We start from the raw sequence: 19,780 nt of genomic DNA, 5'->3' as shown, positions 1-19,780 counted from the left end.
AAGCAGTGCAAAGCAGTGCAAAGCAGTGCAAAGCAGTGCAAAGCAGTGCAAAGCAGTGCAAAGCAATGCAATGCAATGCAATGCACTCAACTCCCTGGGCAGCAGATCTACCAGCGGGTGCCACGGAAATCTACGGCATCGCATGACACCGGAAACTCAATGATCAGATCGCCAATCCAGCGCTGCTGCCTTGATCGCGTTTCGGCGATTCACGTCGCGCCGAGTGTGCCGCGTCTATCCGCGGCGCGGGATCACGGTGTTGGAATGGTCGGCGTATCTTTTACCCAGGCATCAATCTCGCCCGCCTTGAACGGGCCAAGCTTCTGCTTGAGGACGCGCCCTTGCGCGTCGATCAATACGCTGTACGGCAACAGGCCCTGCGAGTTGCCCAGCTTGACGCTGGCGTCGTTCGGCCCCGGTGTCTCGATGACGATGGGGTAGTACACCGGCACATTGCCAAGAAAATCCAACACCGCATCGGGTGTATCCAACGCCAGCCCCACAACCTGCGGACCGCTATCAGCGTGACGCGCGGCAAAGCGCGCCAGTTCCGGCATCTCTTCGATGCAGGGCGCGCACCAGCTTGCCCATACATTGATCAGCAACGGCTTGCCCTTGAAGCGCTCCGGGAACTGCACCGGCATGCCATCCAGGTCGGGCAGGGCGAACGAGGGCATCAGTTCGCCGACGCGTACACCCTGCACCGGCGTGGCCGAACGCGGCGCCGTGGCAGGTTCGCTCATCGATGGCCGTGCCGGCGTTGCTGGGCGGCTCAGCCATGCGCCGGCGGACAGCCCGGCCGCTGCGGCAATACCTGCCACCCACCATACGGCGCGGCGCATCAGCGTGCCGCGCGCAGCAGCGCTTCTTCGGCGACGGACTGGGTCAGCACGGTCGGCAGCACGCGCGGCGGTGCGCCCGGGCCGTAGACCACGTACAGCGGTACGCCGACGGCCTTGTGCTGGTCGAGGAAGGCGCTGATCTGCGGATCCACATTGGTCCAGTCTCCGCGCATGTACACCGCGTTGACCCGCTTCAGCGTGTCGCGGAACTTGTCGCGGTCCAGCACGTTGCGCTCGTTGGCCTTGCAGGTGACGCACCAGTCGGCAGTCATGTTCACGAACACCACGCGGTTGTCCGCGCGCAGGCGGTCAAGCATCTGCGGCGAGTAAGCCACCGTGCCTTCGCTGGCCACGGCGGCGCCCGGCGGTGGCAGGCGGGTCACGCCCCACACCGGCACCAGGGCCAGCAGCGCGATCACCGCGCCCAGTACCATGCCGATCCTGCGGCTGTGCCAACGGCTGCGTTCGAACCACCACAGACCCAGCGCCAGCACGGTCAGGCCGATCAGCATCAGCCCCATCGCATCGATGCCGCGCTGCTTGCCCAGTACCCACAGCAGCCAGATGGCGGTGAGGTACATCGGGAACGCCATCACGTGCTTGAAGGTTTCCATCCATGCGCCCGGCTTGGGCAGGCGCTTGGCCAGCGCCGGCACGAAACCGATCAGCAGGAACGGCAGTGCCAGGCCCAGGCCCAGTGCCAGGAACACCAGCATCGCCAGGGCAGGCGGGGCGGTGAAGGCGTAGGCCAGTGCCGGGCCCATGAACGGCGCAATGCAGGGGCTGGCGACCACGCAGGCCAGCACGCCGGTGAAGAAGTCACCACTGGGGCCGCTGCGCTTGGCCAGGTTCTGGCCCAGTTGGCCTGCGCTGCCGCCCAGGGTGAACAGCCCGGACAGGCTCAGGCCCACCGCGAACATCAGGTACACCAGTGCGGCGATGAACCACGGGTGCTGCAGCTGGAAGCCCCAACCGGCAGCCTGGCCGGCCGCGCGCAGGGCCAGCACCAGTGCGCCGATCGCGGCAAATGCAACCAGCACGCCAGCGGTGTACCAGAGCGCGTGGTTGCGTGCGCGCTGGCGGCTTTCGCCGCTCTGCGCCACGCCAAGTACCTTCAGTGACAGTACCGGCAGTACGCAGGGCATCAGGTTCAGGATCAGGCCACCGGCCAAGGCCAACAGCAATATCCACAGCAAGGAACCATCGCCTGCGGCCTGCGCCGGCGGCTGGCTGCGGCGGGTGTTGTCGGCCGATGCATCCGGTGCGGCCTCGGCCAGGCTGGCGGCCTCGGCGGCCGGCCGGACCACCAGTGGCTGCGGTGCCGGCGGGTTGGCCGGGTCGATCAGCGGCATCGGAGTGACGTCGCCCTTCTTGCCGGCCGGCAGCGGCGGAATCACCAGCGGGGCGACCGCCAGTTCCTCCTTCTCCTTCTGCGAGACCTTGCCGGCAGGCAGTGACAGCCGCACCCGGCGGGTCATCGGTGGGTAGCAGATGCCATCGGTCTGGCAGCCCTGGAAGGTCACGACCAAGGTGGCCGGGGTTGCGTCAGGCTTGTCACGGCGCAGCGGCAGCGGCACGTCGACCTGGTCGAAGTACACCACCACGTTGCCGAAGTGTTCGTCGCGGTAGGGCTTGCCGGCTGGCCACTGCGGTCGGCCGGCGCGCACGCCGTCGGCGCCTTCCAGTGCCAGCGAGGTGCGGTCGCGGTACAGGTAGTAACCCGGTGCGGGCGAGAAGCGCAGCAGCAGGCGGTTGCCGTTGTCGACGATGGCTTCGAAGCCGAACGCCTTTTCCGAGGGCAGCGGCAAGGCCTGCACGGCAGCGGTGCCGGGCAGGTTGAGGCCGCCACCGCTGTTGCCGGCGAGCGGGTTGAACAGGGGCGCAGCCGAAGGGGCGGGCGCGGCGGCGGGGGCGCCACCGTTGGCGGCGGGCAGCCGCACTTCGACCGTGCGCTTCTGCGGCGGATAGCAGACGCCGGCATCGGCACAGCCCTGGTAACGGACTTCCAGGGTGACGCTGTTGACGCCCGGGTCGGCGGTGCCGGGAAGGATGGAGCGCAGCTGGCGATGGTAGGTCTCGACGTCGCCAAAGAACTCGTCGTGCTTCTTTTCCCCCTGCGGCATCTGCAACGCACCGGCGGTGAAGCCGGGGCCGGCCTTGACGCTGGTGCGGTGGTGATAAAGGTAATAGCCCGGGGCGATGTCCCAGCGCAGCTCGATGCGGTCGCGGCTGGGCGCTTCGGCGCGCAGCGCAAAGGCCTGGTCTACCGGCAGCAGGTCTTTTTCATTGATGGCCAACGCCGGCAGGGCGGCCAGGGAAAACAGGCAGAAGGCGGCAAATTGTCGCAACAGCATCATTAATTATGTTTCCTCCCGGGTCTGCGCCCGGATCCAGTCCAGATACGCCGGCAAGCCGGCGCTGGGGGAGATCGCCACGATCTCCGGCAATTCATACGGGTGCTGCCGCCTGATGGCGGCGCTCAGCGCGTCCAGCCGATCAGCGCAGGTCTTGATGATCAGCTGAACCTCTTCAGCTTGTTCAATCTGCTCCTGCCAGCGGTACACAGACCGCATCGCAGGCAACAAGTTCACACAGGCAGCCAAACGCTGCTCTACCAGGGTTTGAGCCAAGGCCTGCGCGGTTTGTTCGTCGGGGCAGGTGCAGAAGACCAGTCTTACGTCCATCCGGCCATTGTCGCAGAAGCGGTTACGGCACTTTCAGGTGGAAGTGTTGACATCGTTGTCATCAATTGTATATTGCGGCCGGTCACAGTTTCACCTGGTTTTCATCTGACAACGGATGTCGGCCAATTCTTACGAAGTTCACTCCACGGCGGATGCAGGTGTTCGCAAGGCTCTACAGGGGGGCGTATGCAACAACACAACAACCGGGGCTTCACGTTGATCGAGCTGATGATCGTCGTGGCCATCATCGCGATCCTGGCTGCCATCGCCATGCCGCTGTACTCGGACTACGTCCTGCGCAGCAAGATCCGTACAGCGCAAAGCGATTTGATGGCGTTGTCCAGTACGGTGGAGAACTTCCGCCAGCGCACCCTGGGCTACCCGGCCACTGATGCCGCCGCCAAGAAGGGCTGGAACGCGGCGACCAAGGCCGGCCAGTTCACCTACACCTACGCCGCCAGCAGCGGTGGTTATGAGCTGAAGGCCGTCGCCGGTAGCGCACTGGGCAAGGCCAGTGGTTGCACGCTCAAGCTGGACTCCGGCAACAGCCGCACCGTCTCCGGCAACTGCGCCGGCGTGAGTGACTGGCCATGAGTCGGCGTGCCACGGGTTTTTCACTGATCGAATTGATGGTGACCCTGGCAGTGATGGCGGTACTGGCGCTGGCAAGCATGCCGTTCGCGCGCCAGTGGATCGACAGCAACCGGCAGATGCAGGCGCGCAACCTGTTGTGGGAGGCTGTGTCGCAGACCCGCTCGTTGGCCTTGCGCAATCCCGAGCATGTCATCGGCGCCGCCACGTCGGCCCGTCTGCAGCGCAGTGAGCGCAGCCTGCAGGTCCTGCGCGGCGATGGCAACGAGGTGCTGTGGCAGGGCGAACTGCCACGTGGCGGTGAGTATCGCCTGACGGGGGGCGATGACTACGCCGATGCCGAGGCGCTACAGGCCGCGGCAGACCAGTTGTCGTGCGTGGCCTTCGACAACCGCGGCCAGCGCTTGCCCGGCGCTGCCAGTTGCAGCAGCGGTGCCACCCATTCGCGTATTGCCGTTGGCATGAACAGCCAGGATCCACTCTATGTCGATCTGCTTTGATCCGCCGCGCCGCCAGCGCGGCGACATGATGCTGGAAGCCCTGGTCGGGGTGCTGATCACCAGCATCATCGGTGCCGGGCTGGCGCATGTCGTGGCCAATGTGATGAACAGCCAGCGCGATGCCAAGGTGGAAAACCTGATGGTGGAACGCCTGCGCGACAGCCTGCATGGCCAGGGCGTGGGCCTGTGCGGCAGCGCCACGCTGGAGATCAGCCTGCCCAACGGCGAGGCCAGGAACGCGGCCGTCAGCTGCGAGCCGGCAACGGCCACGCTGGCCATGGCGGGCGTGGAACGCACCGTGGAGGCGCCGCAGCGGGTGGACCTGACCGTCACTGCCAGTGACCTCGGCAACAAGGGCGCTGGTGAAGACGATCCCGACCTGCTGGTCTCGACGAGGCAATGAGCATGCACCTGCACACTGTTTCCGGTATCGGCGGCCAGCGGCAACGCGGTCAGAGCCTGATCAGCATGATGGTGGGTCTGGTGATCTCGCTGATCACCATCGCCGCGATGATGACGCTGTACAAGACCATGGTGGAAGTCTCCAGCAATGCCTCGCGTTCGGCATTGCGTGATGGCCAGGTGTCGGCTGCATTGTTGTCGGCACAGATCGAACTGCAGAGTGCGGGCTTCGGCGTGCCGGCCGCAGACAGTTTGAACAGCAAACTGCACGTACGCGATGCGGGCAAGGAGCTGGTATGGCGTTACAAGGCCGACCTCAGCGCCAGCGACTATGTCTGCTCCGGCCTGCGGTTGGTGGACGGCGAGGGCCTGTACCGGTTCACCTCCAAGGCCTGCAGCAACGCCGAGGTGGCGGCATGGGACAGCAGCGAACAGCAGTTGCTGGCCGGCGGTGCCGCATTCTTCACGCCCGCGCAGAAAGATGGCAACGCCTTTGCGGCGGGGGAAGAGGAACTTGGCGCGATGACGCTGGCCCCGGGCTATGTGTTTTCGCTCAAGGGTCAGCGCCAGTGCCTGCCCTACATGCAACAGGATTTCAGTGCCACGCCCAGCGCCGCCGTGGGCCAGCAGTTGGCATTGGAGCGCAGTGATGCCAGCAGCCATCTGTTCGTGGCCTGCCTGCCCAATCTCGCAGTGATCACCAGCTGATGCACAAGGAGCACGCGCGTATGGACAAGAATCGCTTTTCCGCCTGGAAGCGCCAGCGCGGTGTCGCCACCCTGCTGATCGTGCTGATGGTGGGGCTGGCGGTATCGGTGACGGTTGCTGCCACCATTTACTCGCTGCGCGGTACCCAGTCACAGCAGTTGACCACGCATTCGGCAACGGCGGCACAGGCCGCTGCCTGGCGCGGTGTCGAAGCGCTGCGGCTGTATCTGCTGCAGGTGGAAACAAGTGTATGGCCGGGCTGGGTAGGCAACGACGCCAAGCCGGTCACCGGACTGGAGGCGCTGGGCGTGCGCGCTGCCACGGTGACTTCGGTGGCAGCTGCCGGCAGCGATCACTACCAGGTGACCGCGCGTGTTACCGGCACCGCAGGCGTGGGCAACGCCTTGACCACCGCCACGGTGGAGGTGGTCTATGACGTGCTGCCCGGCAGCGGTACGCCGGGGACGCCACCGGTCTGTGCGTCCATGCCGAAGGCACCGATGGTGTTCAACGGCGATCTTGATTACAGCGGTGGCAAGCTCGACGTCACCAATGCCGTGGACTACGAGAACATCGTGGTCGCCGGCAACCTGACCATCGGTGGCGGTTCCACTGCGCGCATCTCCGGCTGCGTCAAGGGCGATGTCTCCATGACCGGCGGTGGTATCACCGACAACGGTCATCTGTATTCGGAAGGCAGCATCCGCATCGATGGCATGGGCAATCCCAGCGGCACCACCTTGTGGGCACGCAACATCCAGATCGGCAACGGCGTCAGCGGTGGCAACTACAACGCCATCAAGGCAGGCGCATATGCCGTCGGGGTCTACTCCGGCACGCAGCTCATCGGCACCGCCGAGGTCGGCGGGCGCTTGATCCCGGGTACCGTTACCGGTGACACGCCCTGGGTGACCGGTACCGTTGCGCCGTTGAACAGCGGTCACGTGGTGGTCACCCTCACCGACGAGAGCCAGTTCCTGCTGGATTTCGGCAAGCAGGACAGTGCGGGCAACCCACTGCTGAGGGTTGATCCCAGCACCGGTCTGCTGACGGGCGCGGCCGATGCCGAGCGCTTGAAGGGCGCGGACGATGCCAGCCTGCCGGATGGGCTCAGCTTCCGCTCCACCCGCATTGCCGGTGGCACGGTGGGGCTGGCAACGCTCACCGTTGGCCAGCTGTGGGGCTATAACGTCACCGTGTCCGGCTGGAGCGGCAAGTACGAGACGCTGTGGGCGAGCGGCACCATCGCAATGACCTCGGGTACGGTCAAGAACCTGCTCGGTGGCGGCAACATGACGGTCACCGAGGTCTCGGTGACCGGTGCGGGCCAGCTCGCTGGCAGCATCAACAAGAGCCTCGGCAACGTGCAGGCCAACCAGGCCGGGGCGACGCCGGGCCTGCCTGGCATCCCCTACTGCGAAGCGCGGGTGAAGCCGGTTGATGCCGACAACTTCCTGGGCATGGCCAACTACGCTTTCAGCACGGTCGACGGCGCGCCGCAGCTGACCATCCGCAACGTCAAGCGCGCCAATGGCGAATCCATCGACGGCGTATACCCGCTGAAGAATCCCAATGCGGTGCAGCTGGCACTCCTGCAGGAACTGATGACCTGCAACAACACCAATGACAAGGGCTGCCTGAACGCCCTCCAGCGCGATGGCAGCTGGTTGTTGCACGGCGTCGGCAAGATGCCGGCGGGCGTGCTTTGGTTCGACCAGTCGGTGAAGATCGATGGCACCAGCACCGAAATGCTGAACAGCATCGTCGTGCGCGGGTGTGACGATCCGGAACAGGCGACCTGTGGCGGCAACATCACCTTCACCAGTGCCGGTCACCGGGATCTCATCGCGCCGAACTTTGCCGGTGCCACCCGGGTCTGCGGCGGCGACTTCTATCCGAGCAACCTGTGCGCCAGCCGTTCGCAGTTCGTCGAATGGGAAGGGCAGGGAGCCGACGGCAAGCCACAGACCTACCAGGGCCTGCCGATCGCCAATACCGCCGTCATCGCCGAAGGCGGTGCCTCGATTGCCGGTTGGGAACTGCGTGGCAGCGTGATGCTGGGCAAGCAGTTGTCGACCAGCGGTGCCACGGTGACCATCCATGGCAGCCTGACCGTAGGCAGCAACCAGACGTCCAACACCACCATCTCGGCCGGTGGCATCTCGGTCGATGTTCCCAGTGGTGGTGGCCTGAACCTGATACCCGTGTGCAGCACCGGCAGCAGCGGGCTGCCGGCAAGCCCGGCCAGTGCCTCGGTGCAGTGGTCGCGATACCTGTGATATTCGAAAAAAAGTAGTTCAGCCTGCAGTCCGGGCGGCTCTCTCTTGGTATGGCGTGTCCCGCAATCCCCCGGGGCACGCCATTTTTTTTATTGGCGTTGACTTCGTTGGTTTTCGTGGTGAAACCGGCATTCCCACGCAAGCGGGGAAAAGGCTGTTTTCACTGATTTTCAGATGAATCCCGAATCATCCTGGCGGCAACCTGCCTAAAGTCGAAGGAATAGTCCTTCGCCTTGTGCCGTGCGCGGCAGGAAGCTGCATGCCAGAAAATTTCAAGAGTTCACCGTCCAAGCACGGCGTCGGAACTTCAACGTTTGTGGCGGCGAAATCAGCAGCTGACACGCTGATCCCTGCCAACGCATTGAAGGCAGCCGATGCCGCGCTGCAATCCATCGATGGTGAAATCGCTGCCAAAGCGCATAAGGCTGTCGCGGCGGTTTCGTCTGCGGTGGGCGTGGTGCAGGCGCTGCAAGGTGACAACGTTGCGGGAGTGATTGCCGCCAGCACGCCGCTGGCAGGCATTGCTGTTCCGGAGCTTTCAGCTCTGATGGGCGCGGCGTCCGATGCCACCACCCTGGCGCAGTCCTTTGTTACCTCCCCCGGTCTGCCTGCATTCGCGACGCCGCCGTTTGTCGCTGCCACCAGCCTGCCAGCGCTGGCGACGCCCCCCTTTGTCCCTGCCACGTTGATTCCCGACGAGCACCCGTTGGGCGGCCAGGCCGTGCAGGATTTCATCCGCAAGCCCGAGTTCTACGCGCCGCCGATGGCCCGCCTGCGCGAAGCCTTCGACGAGGAGCGCGGCGTACTCGAGGACAAGGGCCGCCTGCTGCGCTTGCACGCGCCGCTCAGCGGAGACAAGCGGCTGTACGCATCGGCGATGGAAGGAAGCAGCGCGCTGTCGGACCTGTACTGCTATCGCCTGCAGTTGCTGTCGCGAAATGCGGGTATCGACCTGCAGGAAGTGATGGGCAATAGCTTCACCGTCGGCATCAAGCTGGCTGATGGCAGTGAGTACCCGGTCAATGGATACGTCACCTCCTTCGGCTTCGCCAGCACCGACGGCGGCCTTGCGGTGTACAGCGCCGAGCTGCGGCCGTGGCTGTGGTACCTGGGCGCGCGCATCAACAGCCGCATCTTCCAGGACATGTCGGCGTTGGATGTGCTGGACGTGGTGTTCAAGGACTATGGCGGCCTGCCGGACTACCAGGTGCGGGTTACTCGCAGGCCCGGCGCGGAAACCTATATTGTCCAGTACGACGAAAGCGACCTGAACTTCGTCAGCCGCCTGCTTGAGCGCTACGGCCTGTTCTACTACTTCGAACATCGCGCCGATGGCCATCGTCTGGTCATCAGTGATGACTCGGCCGACAGCGCGTTCTGCCCGCCGCAAACTGGTCATGCCGTGGTCCGCTACAACGCCGGCGATCATGTAGACGCGCAGGACACGCTCACCGCACTGGCGGCCTACCGCAATTTCCAGCCCAGCGCGGTGGCCTTGAATACCTTCAAGTACGCCGATCCGTATGCGGTGCAGTATGTGGAGCAGCCCACGGTCGCCCACCAAGGCGAGGTGCCGAAGTTGACCGTCTATCACGGCAATCCGGCTTACGCCTATCCGGACAAGAAAGCCGGCAGCCGCGACGCCCAGCATCTGATGGAGGCCTACGAATGGCAGGCCAAGCTGTTCATGGCGCAATCGCAATGCCGTGGCATGCAGGCCGGCCACACGTTCCAGTTGAGTGGCCATCATTGGTTTGAAAGCGAGGCCGATGCCGACTTCCTGGTGGTTGGTACGCAGATCAATGCGCGCAACAACTTCAATCTGGACGGCAACAGCGCAGGCCAGGCGGATGTGTATGACAACAGCCTGACCATGATCCGCCGCAAGGTGCCGTACAGGCCGGTTCGTCATCACGCCAAGCCCGCCATGAAAGGCCCGCAGACCGCGACCGTGGTTGGCCCGGCGGGTCAGGAGATCCACACCGACAAGCTCGGCCGCATCAAGGTGCAGTTCCCGTGGGACCTGGAAGGCAAGCACGATCAATCGAGCTCATGCTGGATACGTGTTTCCCAGCCCTGGGCCGGGCGCGGCTGGGGCACGGTGTCGATTCCCCGCATCGGCCAGGAAGTGCTGATCGACTACATCGAAGGTGACCCGGACCGCCCGGTGTGCACCGGGCGCCTGTTCAACGCCCAGCAGACCATGCCGTTCGACGGTCCGGATGGCGGCACCGTCATGGGCTTCATCAGCAATTCCACGCCTGGTGGTGGCGGTCAGTGCCGCATGACGATCCGCGATACCGCCGGCAAAGAGCTGATTGATCTGTATTCGCAGAAGGATATGAACATCACCGTGCTGGATGCAGAAACGCACGTGGTGGACAAGGGCAACCGCTCGGTCACGTTGAAAACCGGTGACGAGTCAAAGACGCTGGCCCAAGGCGGGCTGAGCGAAACCATCGCCAAGATGCGTTCCACCGATGCCAATACGGTACAGGTCAAGACCAAGGGGAAAACCGATAGCCCGGGTACGCAGCTGTACGAGGCCAGCGACCAGATCAAACACGCCGTAGGTGCTGGCAGCGTCACGATGACGAAAGAAATGATCAAACTGGAGTTTGGTCCGTCCAGCATCGTGATCAGCAAAAAAGGCATCTTCATCGATGGCCCGGTAGTCCATCTGAATAAAGAAAAGAGCTGAGAAGAATGTTCGCTATCAATGAAGGCACCATCCAGATTCCCGCTGCGTGGAAGGACGAGAGCATCAATGTGCTTACTACCGCGCAAGGCAATGGCACCGGGCTGAGCTTCACCATTTCCCGCGACACACTGCCGTGGGGCATGGCGTTTGAGAGCTTCGCAAAGAAGGAAATTGCGGCAATCGCCAGCAGTCTGAAGGACCACAAACAGCTGGAACTGCTGCCCATGCAGGTGGATGGCCGTGAAGCCATGTTGTCCGAATTCAGCTGGTCATCGGCGCAAGGGCCGATCCATCAATGCATGGTGCTGACTGCCGAACAACAACGTGCGCTGATTTTCACCGCCAGTATGCCGGGGCTGATATCGCAGGAGCAGAAGCAGCAGATTCTGGCCCTGGTGGAGACCTTCCGCTTTCGCACCGGCCAAGACAAAAGCGCCGTCGTAGCGCAATAAGTGTCGGAGGGGAAAACCAAACCATGACGGTGCAGACAAGCGTTGCAGTGGGTGCGGCCAACAGCGCTCGACGCAATGAAATCATGGATATAGTGCGCCAGCCGCCGCAGGACAGTTACAGCATTCCAAACCCCGATGTCAGCGATTTTGATAGGGGCAACAACAACGTGCTGGATGTCCTCGAAAGCGAGGAGTTCAACTACGGATTGATGGGGGCATCGGCGCTGGGTTCTGCGGGTGTGGCTGCAGCGGGCGCGGCGAGTGCTGGCGTTGCCGCTGCTGGCACTGCAGCGGCTGTCTCGCTGGGAACGTTCGCTATTGCCGCTGGCGCGGGCATGGCAGGAGGTTATCTGGGCAGCATGGCCGGCGCCGGCCTGGCGGATCTGTTCTGCGGCACGTTGGGCGGCGGCAAGAAAGTCGCCACCGAGGGTGATGCGCCGGCGCGCATGGGCGACCCGATCGGGCATATCAACAAAAACGCCGCCCTGTGGGGCGCCATCATTGGCGCGGCTGCCGCGATCGCCATTGTCGCAGTGACCGTGGCAACCTGTGGTGCCGGTCTGCTTGTGCTCGCTGCCGCCGCTGCTACCGCAGGATTTGTCGGCGCAGGTATCGCCACCTTTGCATCCACCGCTGGGCAGTATGGCGACAACAAAGGTGTCATCGCCGAAGGCTCAGCAAATGTGTTCTTCGAGGGCAGGCCCGTCGCGCGGGTTGGCGATCGGGTGGCGTGCTCCGAACACCCGGGGCCAAGCCTGCTGGCTGAAGGCGCCAAAACCGTCTATGCCAATGGCCGCAATATCGTGCGTGTTGGTCATCGCAGCACCTGTGATGGCAACGTCAATGACGGCTGCAGGACGATAGTTGAAACCATTGAAACGGCCGTGATCCATGAGGTCAAAGACAGCCGCTCACCTGCGCTGCGCTGGGCCAACATTGTTGTGAATCTGCTGCCGTTGCCGCGTGGAAAGAAACCGAAGCCTGGTGCCGATGCGCCGCCACAGCAGCAGAAGCCGAAACCGGATGCGCAACCGAAGCCGAAGCAAGATCCACCCCCTGCGCCCAATACCTCCAAGCCTGCTACTACCTCCTCCAAAGGCAGCGGCAGTCAACCGGGGACAAATAAATGCGTCAGCGATCCTGTTGACATCGGCACCGGCGACTTCCTGCAGCAGTGGCCAGTACTGGCGCTACCCGGAACCTTGCCACTACAGCTCACCCGAAGCTATCGCTCGACGGCGTCGTTCCGTGGTGCGTTTGGTGACAAGTGGATGGATGAATGGTCGCAGCGGCTGGAGCTGGATGGCGAAACCGCCACCTTGCATACACCGCATGGCGCGACGCTCGTATTCCATACGCCGGATGACGAGGTACAGGCCGTCAATCTTCGCGAGCGCCGTTACTGCCTGTTCGGCAGGCGCTCGCAAGTGCTGCGTCTGTTCGACCGCAGCACCCGCACGGTGCTCAGCTTTGGCCAGGAAGATGGTCAAACACGACGCTTGAGTGACATCGAGGATATCAACGGTAACCGCATCCGCTTCCACTACGCCAACGGCGCGCTCGCCCGCATTGAGCACAGCGACGGCTATGCATTGCTGGTGCAGTGCCTTGATCGCCGGGTCATCTCGGTACAGGTGCAAGGCGGGGCCGAGGATGGTTTGGAACTTCTGCGTTGTAGCTATGACGCCGACGGGCGGCTGGCGCAATGCCGTAGCCATCAGTTTGGAACCCTGTTCCATGGCTATGATCGTGATGGCCGCATGCTGCGCTGGCACGACACTGCGCTCACCGGCGCACACGTGGAGTACGACGCAAGGGGCCGCGTGCTGAGTACGCGCACCGACAGTGGCCACTATGCAGATCGCTTCGTCTATGACGACGTGCGGAACTGCGCTCTCTACTACGACGCTGAAGGCGGCTGCAGCCAGTACTATCATAATGCCGAAGGCCTGATCATTTGCCAGATTGACCCCCTCGGCCATCACTGGCTGACGGAGTGGGACGAGAACAACCTCAAGCTGTCGCAAACCGATCCACTGGGGCGGGTTACCCGCTTCGAGTACAACGATTTTGACGAGCTGGTGCAGGTCAGCCATCCGGATGCGTCGTGGGAGCGCTACGGCTATAGCAGCCTTGGTGCCCTCACATCGGCCGCAAGCTCGGACGGAACCCAGTGGGGGTTCAGCCATGATGCACGCGGAAACCTGATTGCTGCGGTCAATCCACTCGGTCAGCGTACCTGCTATCGCATCAGCGGGAACGGCCAGCTGCTGCGCCAGGAGAACCCGGATGGCACACAGCTGCGTCTGGACTACGACCGCTACCAACGGCTCACCAAGCTGACCCGTGCCGATGGCAGCCAGCATACGCTGCACAAGGATCTGTTCGGCAGGACAGTGGAAAGCCAGGACGCACTCGGCCAGTCGACCCGCTATGAACACGCCGATCATGCCAATCCGCGCGGCTCCGTCAGCAAGCTTATCCTCGCTGACGGCAGCACACAGCAGATCAGCTACGACAGCGAGCGCCTGCCGATATGTCATAGCGATGGCGAAGGCCGCACCACGCATTACCAGTACGGTGCTTTCGATCTGCTGGAGCACGTGCACTATCCGGCAGGTGGTGGCTTGCAGCTGGGGTACGACAAGCTGACCCGGCTGGTCTGCGTCACCAACGGCGTCGGCGAAAGTTATCGCTACGAGTACGACGCAGCCGGCCGCCTGATCAAGGAGACCGACTACGGCGGCGCGCAGACCCGCTATGACTACAACGCTGCCGGTTGGCTGCACACCACCCAGCGCCCAGACGGCTCCACGGTTGGTTACGACTACCACCTCGCCAGTGGCCGGCTGCTGGCGATCCGCCGCCGCTCGGCCCATCCCGATAGCCCAAGCATCGATACCAAGCTCGACTACGACGATCACGGTCGCCTGATCCGCGTCAGCCACGGCGACAGTGTGCTCGAGTACGAACGTGACGCTGTGGGCCGTCTGCTGGCTGAGCGCAGCAACGGCCGCGAAGTGCGCTGGAGCTACGACGAACTCACTGGTGCTCCCAAGGAACTGAGCGCCGACCACCAGGTGCACTGGGCTTACGACGTCAATGGCGCCTTGACGTCGCTGGGCATTGAAGGTCATGCACCGCTGCAGATCCAGCGTGATGCCTTGGGTCGCGATGTGCAGCGGCACAGCGCAGCAGGCTTCCAGCTGGCGCAGCAATTCAATCCACTGAGCTTGCTCACCAAGCAAACTGCCGGCAGTACGCCAAGTGACGATGCATTGTCGTACCCGTCGCACGCCTATGGATTGCAGGGGCAGGCAACGGTGGTGCAGCGCAGCTATCAATACGACCGCGCCTTCAATCCCGTGCAGATCGACCAGCGCTGGGGCAGCAGCCGTTTCCGCTACAACGGCAACAACCAGGTCATCGGCCAGCATCTGGACGGCAGCGCGCATCAACCATCGCTGGACGAAAGCTTCGTCTACGACGGTGCCCTCAATCTGGTCAACCGCACGTTGTCCAATCTCCCAGGGGTAGAGCGCCATAGCGTGCAGCAACGTGCCGGCCGCATAGTTCGCCAGGGTGGCACCACGTATCGCTACGACGCGCAGGGCCGCCTGTGTGAGAAGACAGAACAGCCCAATGGCTTCCGGCCGCAACACTGGAGCTACCGCTGGGACGCCGACAACCGGTTGATCGAGCTGACCACGCCCAAGGGTGAACGCTGGCGCTACGCATACGATGGGCTTGGGCGGCGTATCCGCAAACTGAAAGTGATCGCAGGCGGGCTGCGGGATTCAGGGCCGGATGGCGATTCGCTGGCAGGCCCAAACGACGGATCAACCGCGGCGCGCGCAGCGGATACAAAGCGCATTGTTGTGGGTGAGGAATATTTGTGGAGCCGGGATCAGCTGATTGAAGCGGCGCCGATCTACGCCGATGGGACCGTGGCCTACGATCAAGCCACGCAATGGGCCTACGCACCCGGCGGCCTGACCCCGCTCGCACAGAAGCGCGCAGATAAGCTCTGGTATGTCGTCTCCGACCACGTCGGTACGCCGCGCGAACTGCTGGACGAAACCGGTGAATTGGTCTGGAGCAACAGCCCCAAGGCCTGGGGCCAGCAACGCGTATGGCGCCGAGCAGCCGCCAACGACGACGCAGTGGATTGCCCGATCCGCTTTCCCGGGCAGTACTACGACGCCGAGAGCGGTCTACACTATAACCGGCATCGTTACTATGATCCGCACGGTGCGCAGTACTTGTCGCCTGATCCGTTGGGATTAGGCGGAGGGCTCAGGCCACAAGGGTATGTAGATAATCCGAATACGCATGTTGATCCCTTGGGTTTGACGGCTTGCCCACCGCCGACGCAAGGGCTTGATCCAAATGATCCTTATGTCCTGTTCAATACAATGCATGGTACTGCGCAGCCAAAACCACGGGGGGTTGGCCCCAATGGAAATCGACTCCAATCCCATCATGGTCTACAGCAGGAGTGGGCAAAGCAAAATCTGCCAGGATATAACCCGAACCTTGCACCCACGATCACCATTGAAACCGGAAAGGGGTCTCCGCACACCGCGATCTCGAATGCACAAAATGCAAGATACAGAGACCGAAAGGACAGTGGGCAGGGGGTCTGGAGTTCAACGTTGGATCAGGAGCTAAATAGTATCCCAGAAGATCTTAGGTCTGCTGGATTTAGTGGCGCTACAATCTCTAAGGTCTTGGCGCAGCAATACAGTATGCTCGACAAACTTGGTGTTTCATATCAACGAGTTTCGGGGTTTTGAAATGAACTTGTCAAAAGATGTTCGGCTTCTGGCTAGTAAGCAAGGGGCGTCGCTACGGGATGTTGAAAAACTTAAAAATGTATTCCCGCTGATTCCCGATGATTATGTGTCACTTTCGCTCGAAAAGACCGAAATGGAGTTTGAAGCAAAGTCCGGGCAGTACTTTAGGATATGGGGCCCGAAAGGATGTATTGAAATGAATGAAGCTTATATGTTCACCAAGTACATCCCGGGCGCAATACCCTTTGGGGACGACGGCGGAGGAAGGACATTTCTCTTCATGAACGGGGCTTCAGGGGAGGGGGTTTACCTTGTTGGTAATGGGAATATCGATCCGGAGGAGGCTGTCCATATTTGCGGAAGCCTCGCTGACTTGCTTGAGAATGGAGCAGGTATAGATTCGATTTCGTATTGATAGTGCGAAATGCTGGGAAGGATAGGGGCAGCGTGAGGTTTACTTTGTGATGTCGAAGTCGCGTTGTTCCCCGGCTAACGTAAATGGCCCCTTTGGCTAACATTTTAAAAGGGGTGCTGCTCTTGGTGGTTTTGTTTCGAGCGGCGCCTCGGCCTGGCCCCATTGGGTGGCATGTAATGACCTATCGGTTTCTGCTCAGGCCAAGCGGGTGGCGCGCAGGCGCTGTATCAAATTGAGCAACGTCCTGCGCGCTGTTGGCAGCTGCTGAGAGAATCAGCTTTCGCTTGCTGTCGGGGATTCGGCGTGGGTCAGGTCGATGCGGTGTTTTCTGGCGTAGGCATCCTGCATCTGCTCCAGCTCCTCGGTGAGCTCGTCGAACTTGGTCGCGGTCGCATCCATTGCTTCAAGCAAGGGTGCTGCCTGCTCGTCGCTGAAACCATCCAGCAGGTCGGTGAGCTTGAGCATGGAGTCATACCAGATCACCGCCTCTTGTAGTGACGTCACCAGCTTGGCGTCCAGTTCCGCAGCATCGTCCGGAATCTTCAGCGCCTTCATCTGGTGGCGCATGTCCACCGCGTTCTGGTGCGCATTGCCCAGGCGGGATTTGAAGTTGGACAGGCCCCATGGCCTGGGTCAGACGTTCAGCGTCATTGCCGCCGCGGGCGCTGTAGACGGCTTCGGCTTGAACGTGTGTGAGGAGCTGGGCTTCTCTTCGGTCAGGAAAAAGGGAGGGCAGAAGGAGATCTGGATGCCGCTGGCAACGGGGGGGGGGGGCGACTTCCCGGCCGCCATCCATGCGCGACGGATCCCAGGCAGCGTCTTGAACGGTGGCGTCTGTGGTTGCGTACTTGTGCAGGCATGGCAATGACACTTTCAGTGCGCAGGGACGCCCAAGGGGCGACATCCACTCCGGCATGGGGGAGGGCCGGGAGGTGCCTGTGCAGGAGGGGGCTGTCCGCGGCGGCGCTTCGGCATTGCAACTGGTGGACCCATTGCGCGGCCGTATCTTGGGGATCACTGGATGGCACGGGATTACATGATGCATGTCCTGGGGCAGCTGACTTGGCGCGGCGATAGGCCCCGCCGCCCGGCCGGCGGTACCCCCCAATCAATTTGCCGGCCTGCCCTTGAAAGGTCCCCGGCCAGCCCCATCTCCCAGACAAGCCCGTTCGACGGGTCTTTTTACGCGTGATGCCGGCATCCCCTTGGTTTTACCGCTGGTGTCGCCGGAATTTCAGGCCAATCAATTACTTAAGAGGTCTTTCATGAGCATCAAGCCGCTTCACGACCGCGTTGTGGTCAAGCCGATCGAAGCCGACGAAATCTCCGCCGGCGGCATCCTGATCCCGGATTCGGCCAAGGAAAAGTCCACCAAGGGTGAAGTCGTGGCCGTGGGCCCGGGCAAGCCGCTGGACAACGGTTCGGTGCGCGCCCCGTCGCTGAAGGTTGGCGACAAGGTCATTTACGGCCAGTACGCCGGTTCGTCCTACAAGGCCGAAGGCGTCGAGTACAAGGTGCTGCGCGAAGACGACGTGCTTGCCGTCATCGGCTGAGCCGCCGCGCCACCTGTTCCTGTAATACCCCTTTCCCGATAAAAGCAGCCGAGCTTGGCTCGGCTCTACTCAGAGGTAATCGCAATGGCTGCCAAGGATATTCGTTTCGGTGAAGACGCCCGTTCGCGCATGGTGCGCGGCGTCAACGTTCTCGCCAATGCCGTCAAGGCAACCCTGGGCCCGAAGGGCCGCAACGTCGTGCTCGAGAAGAGCTTCGGCGCCCCGACCATCACCAAGGACGGCGTGTCCGTCGCCAAGGAAATCGAACTGGCTGACAAGTTCGAGAACATGGGCGCGCAGATGGTGAAGGAAGTTGCTTCGCGCACCAATGACGATGCTGGCGACGGCACCACCACCGCCACCGTGCTGGCCCAGGCCCTGATCCGCGAAGGCGCCAAGGCCGTTGCCGCCGGCATGAACCCGATGGACCTCAAGCGCGGTATCGACAAGGCCGTGGTTGCCGCCGTCGCCGAGCTGAAGAACATCTCCAAGCCCACCGCTGACGACAAGGCCATTGCCCAGGTCGGCACCATCTCGGCCAACTCGGACGAGTCGATCGGCAACATCATTGCCGAAGCGATGAAGCGCGTCGGCAAGGAAGGCGTGATCACCGTTGAAGAAGGCTCGGGTCTGGAAAACGAGCTGGACGTCGTTGAAGGCATGCAGTTCGACCGCGGCTACCTGTCGCCGTACTTCATCAACAACCAGCAGTCGCAGACCGCCGACCTGGACGACCCGTTCATCCTGCTGCACGACAAGAAGATCTCCAACGTGCGTGATCTGCTGCCGGTGCTGGAAGGCGTCGCCAAGGCAGGCAAGCCGCTGCTGATCATCGCCGAAGACATCGAAGGCGAAGCGCTGGCTACCCTGGTGGTCAACACCATCCGTGGCATCGTCAAGGTCGTGGCCGTCAAGGCACCGGGCTTCGGCGACCGTCGCAAGGCGATGCTGGAAGACATGGCCGTGCTGACCGGCGGCACCGTGATCTCCGAGGAAGTTGGCCTGTCGCTGGAAAAGGCCACCATCAAGGACCTGGGCCGCGCCAAGAAGGTGCAGGTTTCCAAGGAAAACACCACCATCATCGATGGCGCTGGCGAAGCTGCCGGCATCGAGTCGCGCGTCAAGCAGATCAAGACCCAGATCGAAGAAACCTCTTCGGACTACGATCGCGAGAAGCTGCAGGAACGCGTTGCCAAGCTGGCCGGCGGCGTTGCCGTGATCAAGGTCGGCGCCTCGACCGAAATCGAAATGAAGGAAAAGAAGGATCGCGTTGACGACGCCCTGCACGCTACCCGCGCAGCCGTCGAAGAAGGCGTGGTCCCGGGCGGCGGCGTTGCGCTGGTGCGCGCTGTCACCGCTCTGGCCGGCCTGAAGGGCAACAACGAAGACCAGAACCACGGCATCCAGATCGCCCTGCGCGCGATGGAAGCCCCGCTGCGCGAAATCGTTGCCAACGCCGGTGAAGAGCCGTCGGTCATCGTCAACAAGGTCAAGGAAGGCACCGGCAGCTTCGGCTACAACGCCGCTTCCGGCGAATTCGGCGACATGCTGGAATTCGGCATCCTGGACCCGACCAAGGTGACCCGTTCGGCGCTGCAGAACGCAGCCTCGATCGCTGGCCTGATGATCACCACCGAAGCCATGGTTGCCGAAGCTCCGAAGAAGGACGAGCCGGCAATGGGCGGCGCCGGTGGCATGGGCGGCATGGGTGGCATGGGCGGCATGGACTTCTAAGTCCACCGCAGCCTCACCGCTGCCTGTAGTACGCAAAACCCCGCCGAAAGGCGGGGTTTTGTTTTTCGCCCCCTCCCTTTGCCGCAGGCAAGGGGAGGGTTGGGGAGGGGTAGGTTTTGCGGC

At 62.5% G+C, this 19,780-nt stretch carries 15 protein-coding genes; 11 read left to right on the top strand and 4 right to left on the bottom strand.

Annotation, left to right across the window (positions count from 1 at the left end; translation table 11 throughout):
• Positions 1 to 251: 251 nt before the first annotated feature.
• From RT131_RS13825 to cutA, 3 genes are read right to left on the bottom strand one after another with little or no spacing between them, the layout of a single operon-like run.
• On the bottom strand, positions 252 to 842 hold the full coding sequence (locus RT131_RS13825; protein ID WP_313173384.1) for a TlpA disulfide reductase family protein: 591 nt from the start codon (positions 840 to 842) through the stop codon (positions 252 to 254).
• Entirely contained in the window at positions 842 to 3,199 is a 2,358-nt protein-coding gene (locus RT131_RS13820) for a protein-disulfide reductase DsbD (RefSeq protein WP_313173383.1), read from the bottom strand. The genes RT131_RS13825 and RT131_RS13820 overlap by 1 nt, the downstream gene beginning before the upstream one ends.
• 3 nt (positions 3,200 to 3,202) lie before the next feature.
• Positions 3,203 to 3,526: a divalent-cation tolerance protein CutA gene (cutA, locus tag RT131_RS13815; RefSeq protein ID WP_313173382.1), complete on the bottom strand. Its 324-nt coding sequence runs from the start codon at positions 3,524 to 3,526 to the stop codon at positions 3,203 to 3,205.
• A 186-nt stretch (positions 3,527 to 3,712) separates the two neighbouring features.
• On the opposite strand from cutA, the gene RT131_RS13810 reads away from it, so the two are divergent.
• From RT131_RS13810 to RT131_RS13770, 9 genes are all read left to right on the top strand, one after another.
• On the top strand, positions 3,713 to 4,120 hold the full coding sequence (locus RT131_RS13810) for a prepilin-type N-terminal cleavage/methylation domain-containing protein (RefSeq protein WP_313173381.1): 408 nt from the start codon (positions 3,713 to 3,715) through the stop codon (positions 4,118 to 4,120).
• On the top strand, positions 4,117 to 4,617 hold the full coding sequence (locus RT131_RS13805; protein WP_313173380.1) for a prepilin-type N-terminal cleavage/methylation domain-containing protein: 501 nt from the start codon (positions 4,117 to 4,119) through the stop codon (positions 4,615 to 4,617). Before RT131_RS13810 ends, RT131_RS13805 begins: the two co-directional genes overlap by 4 nt.
• Complete coding sequence (locus RT131_RS13800; RefSeq protein WP_313173379.1) at positions 4,601 to 5,020, top strand: hypothetical protein; 420 nt, start codon at positions 4,601 to 4,603, stop codon at positions 5,018 to 5,020. The genes RT131_RS13805 and RT131_RS13800 overlap by 17 nt, the downstream gene beginning before the upstream one ends.
• Positions 5,017 to 5,727, top strand: a complete 711-nt coding sequence (locus RT131_RS13795) for a prepilin-type N-terminal cleavage/methylation domain-containing protein (RefSeq protein ID WP_313173378.1) — start codon at positions 5,017 to 5,019, stop codon at positions 5,725 to 5,727. The genes RT131_RS13800 and RT131_RS13795 overlap by 4 nt, the downstream gene beginning before the upstream one ends.
• 20 nt (positions 5,728 to 5,747) lie before the next feature.
• Positions 5,748 to 8,006 carry a hypothetical protein gene (locus tag RT131_RS13790; protein WP_313173377.1) on the top strand — a complete coding sequence of 753 codons (2,259 nt, stop codon included), beginning with the start codon at positions 5,748 to 5,750 and terminating at the stop codon, positions 8,004 to 8,006.
• A 259-nt stretch (positions 8,007 to 8,265) separates the two neighbouring features.
• The gene (gene tssI, locus RT131_RS13785) at positions 8,266 to 10,707 is read left to right on the top strand and encodes a type VI secretion system tip protein TssI/VgrG (RefSeq protein WP_313173376.1); all 2,442 of its coding nucleotides are present in this window, start codon (positions 8,266 to 8,268) and stop codon (positions 10,705 to 10,707) included.
• Between the two features lie 5 nt (positions 10,708 to 10,712).
• Positions 10,713 to 11,159, top strand: coding sequence for a DcrB-related protein (locus tag RT131_RS13780; protein WP_313173375.1), 447 nt, complete (start codon positions 10,713 to 10,715; stop codon positions 11,157 to 11,159).
• A 23-nt stretch (positions 11,160 to 11,182) separates the two neighbouring features.
• Positions 11,183 to 15,955: an RHS repeat-associated core domain-containing protein gene (locus RT131_RS13775; protein WP_313173374.1), complete on the top strand. Its 4,773-nt coding sequence runs from the start codon at positions 11,183 to 11,185 to the stop codon at positions 15,953 to 15,955.
• The gene (locus RT131_RS13770) at positions 15,924 to 16,370 is read left to right on the top strand and encodes an SMI1/KNR4 family protein (protein ID WP_313173373.1); all 447 of its coding nucleotides are present in this window, start codon (positions 15,924 to 15,926) and stop codon (positions 16,368 to 16,370) included. Before RT131_RS13775 ends, RT131_RS13770 begins: the two co-directional genes overlap by 32 nt.
• A gap of 273 nt (positions 16,371 to 16,643) precedes the next feature.
• On the opposite strand, the gene RT131_RS13765 is transcribed toward RT131_RS13770, so the two are convergent.
• Positions 16,644 to 16,937, bottom strand: coding sequence for a hypothetical protein (locus tag RT131_RS13765; RefSeq protein WP_313173372.1), 294 nt, complete (start codon positions 16,935 to 16,937; stop codon positions 16,644 to 16,646).
• Between the two features lie 698 nt (positions 16,938 to 17,635).
• Between RT131_RS13765 and RT131_RS13760 the strand changes: the two genes are divergently transcribed.
• Both RT131_RS13760 and groL read left to right on the top strand, forming a co-directional pair.
• Positions 17,636 to 17,923, top strand: a complete 288-nt coding sequence (locus RT131_RS13760) for a co-chaperone GroES (protein WP_057626824.1) — start codon at positions 17,636 to 17,638, stop codon at positions 17,921 to 17,923.
• A gap of 84 nt (positions 17,924 to 18,007) precedes the next feature.
• Positions 18,008 to 19,657 (top strand): chaperonin GroEL, encoded by a 1,650-nt coding sequence (gene groL, locus RT131_RS13755; protein ID WP_312917138.1) that lies wholly within the window; start codon positions 18,008 to 18,010, stop codon positions 19,655 to 19,657.
• The last annotated feature ends 123 nt before the right edge of the window (positions 19,658 to 19,780 follow it).

The organism is Stenotrophomonas sp., from assembly GCF_032066555.1.
Taxonomy (GTDB): domain Bacteria; phylum Pseudomonadota; class Gammaproteobacteria; order Xanthomonadales; family Xanthomonadaceae; genus Stenotrophomonas.
Note: the sequence above shows the minus strand (reverse complement) of the source record. Positions and strands in the feature narration are given on the sequence as shown.

What these genes read in the sequence shown, in the direction of transcription:
- RT131_RS13825 (WP_313173384.1), bottom strand. Translation starts at nt 842, where the DNA reads ATGCGCCGCGCCGTATGGTGGGTGGCAGGTATTGCCGCAGCGGCCGGG.
- RT131_RS13820 (WP_313173383.1), bottom strand. Translation starts at nt 3,199, where the DNA reads ATGATGCTGTTGCGACAATTTGCCGCCTTCTGCCTGTTTTCCCTGGCC.
- cutA (WP_313173382.1), bottom strand. Translation starts at nt 3,526, where the DNA reads ATGGACGTAAGACTGGTCTTCTGCACCTGCCCCGACGAACAAACCGCG.
- RT131_RS13810 (WP_313173381.1), top strand. Translation starts at nt 3,713, where the DNA reads ATGCAACAACACAACAACCGGGGCTTCACGTTGATCGAGCTGATGATC.
- RT131_RS13805 (WP_313173380.1), top strand. Translation starts at nt 4,117, where the DNA reads ATGAGTCGGCGTGCCACGGGTTTTTCACTGATCGAATTGATGGTGACC.
- RT131_RS13800 (WP_313173379.1), top strand. Translation starts at nt 4,601, where the DNA reads ATGTCGATCTGCTTTGATCCGCCGCGCCGCCAGCGCGGCGACATGATG.
- RT131_RS13795 (WP_313173378.1), top strand. Translation starts at nt 5,017, where the DNA reads ATGAGCATGCACCTGCACACTGTTTCCGGTATCGGCGGCCAGCGGCAA.
- RT131_RS13790 (WP_313173377.1), top strand. Translation starts at nt 5,748, where the DNA reads ATGGACAAGAATCGCTTTTCCGCCTGGAAGCGCCAGCGCGGTGTCGCC.
- tssI (WP_313173376.1), top strand. Translation starts at nt 8,266, where the DNA reads ATGCCAGAAAATTTCAAGAGTTCACCGTCCAAGCACGGCGTCGGAACT.
- RT131_RS13780 (WP_313173375.1), top strand. Translation starts at nt 10,713, where the DNA reads ATGTTCGCTATCAATGAAGGCACCATCCAGATTCCCGCTGCGTGGAAG.
- RT131_RS13775 (WP_313173374.1), top strand. Translation starts at nt 11,183, where the DNA reads ATGACGGTGCAGACAAGCGTTGCAGTGGGTGCGGCCAACAGCGCTCGA.
- RT131_RS13765 (WP_313173372.1), bottom strand. Translation starts at nt 16,937, where the DNA reads ATGCGCCACCAGATGAAGGCGCTGAAGATTCCGGACGATGCTGCGGAA.
- RT131_RS13760 (WP_057626824.1), top strand. Translation starts at nt 17,636, where the DNA reads ATGAGCATCAAGCCGCTTCACGACCGCGTTGTGGTCAAGCCGATCGAA.
- groL (WP_312917138.1), top strand. Translation starts at nt 18,008, where the DNA reads ATGGCTGCCAAGGATATTCGTTTCGGTGAAGACGCCCGTTCGCGCATG.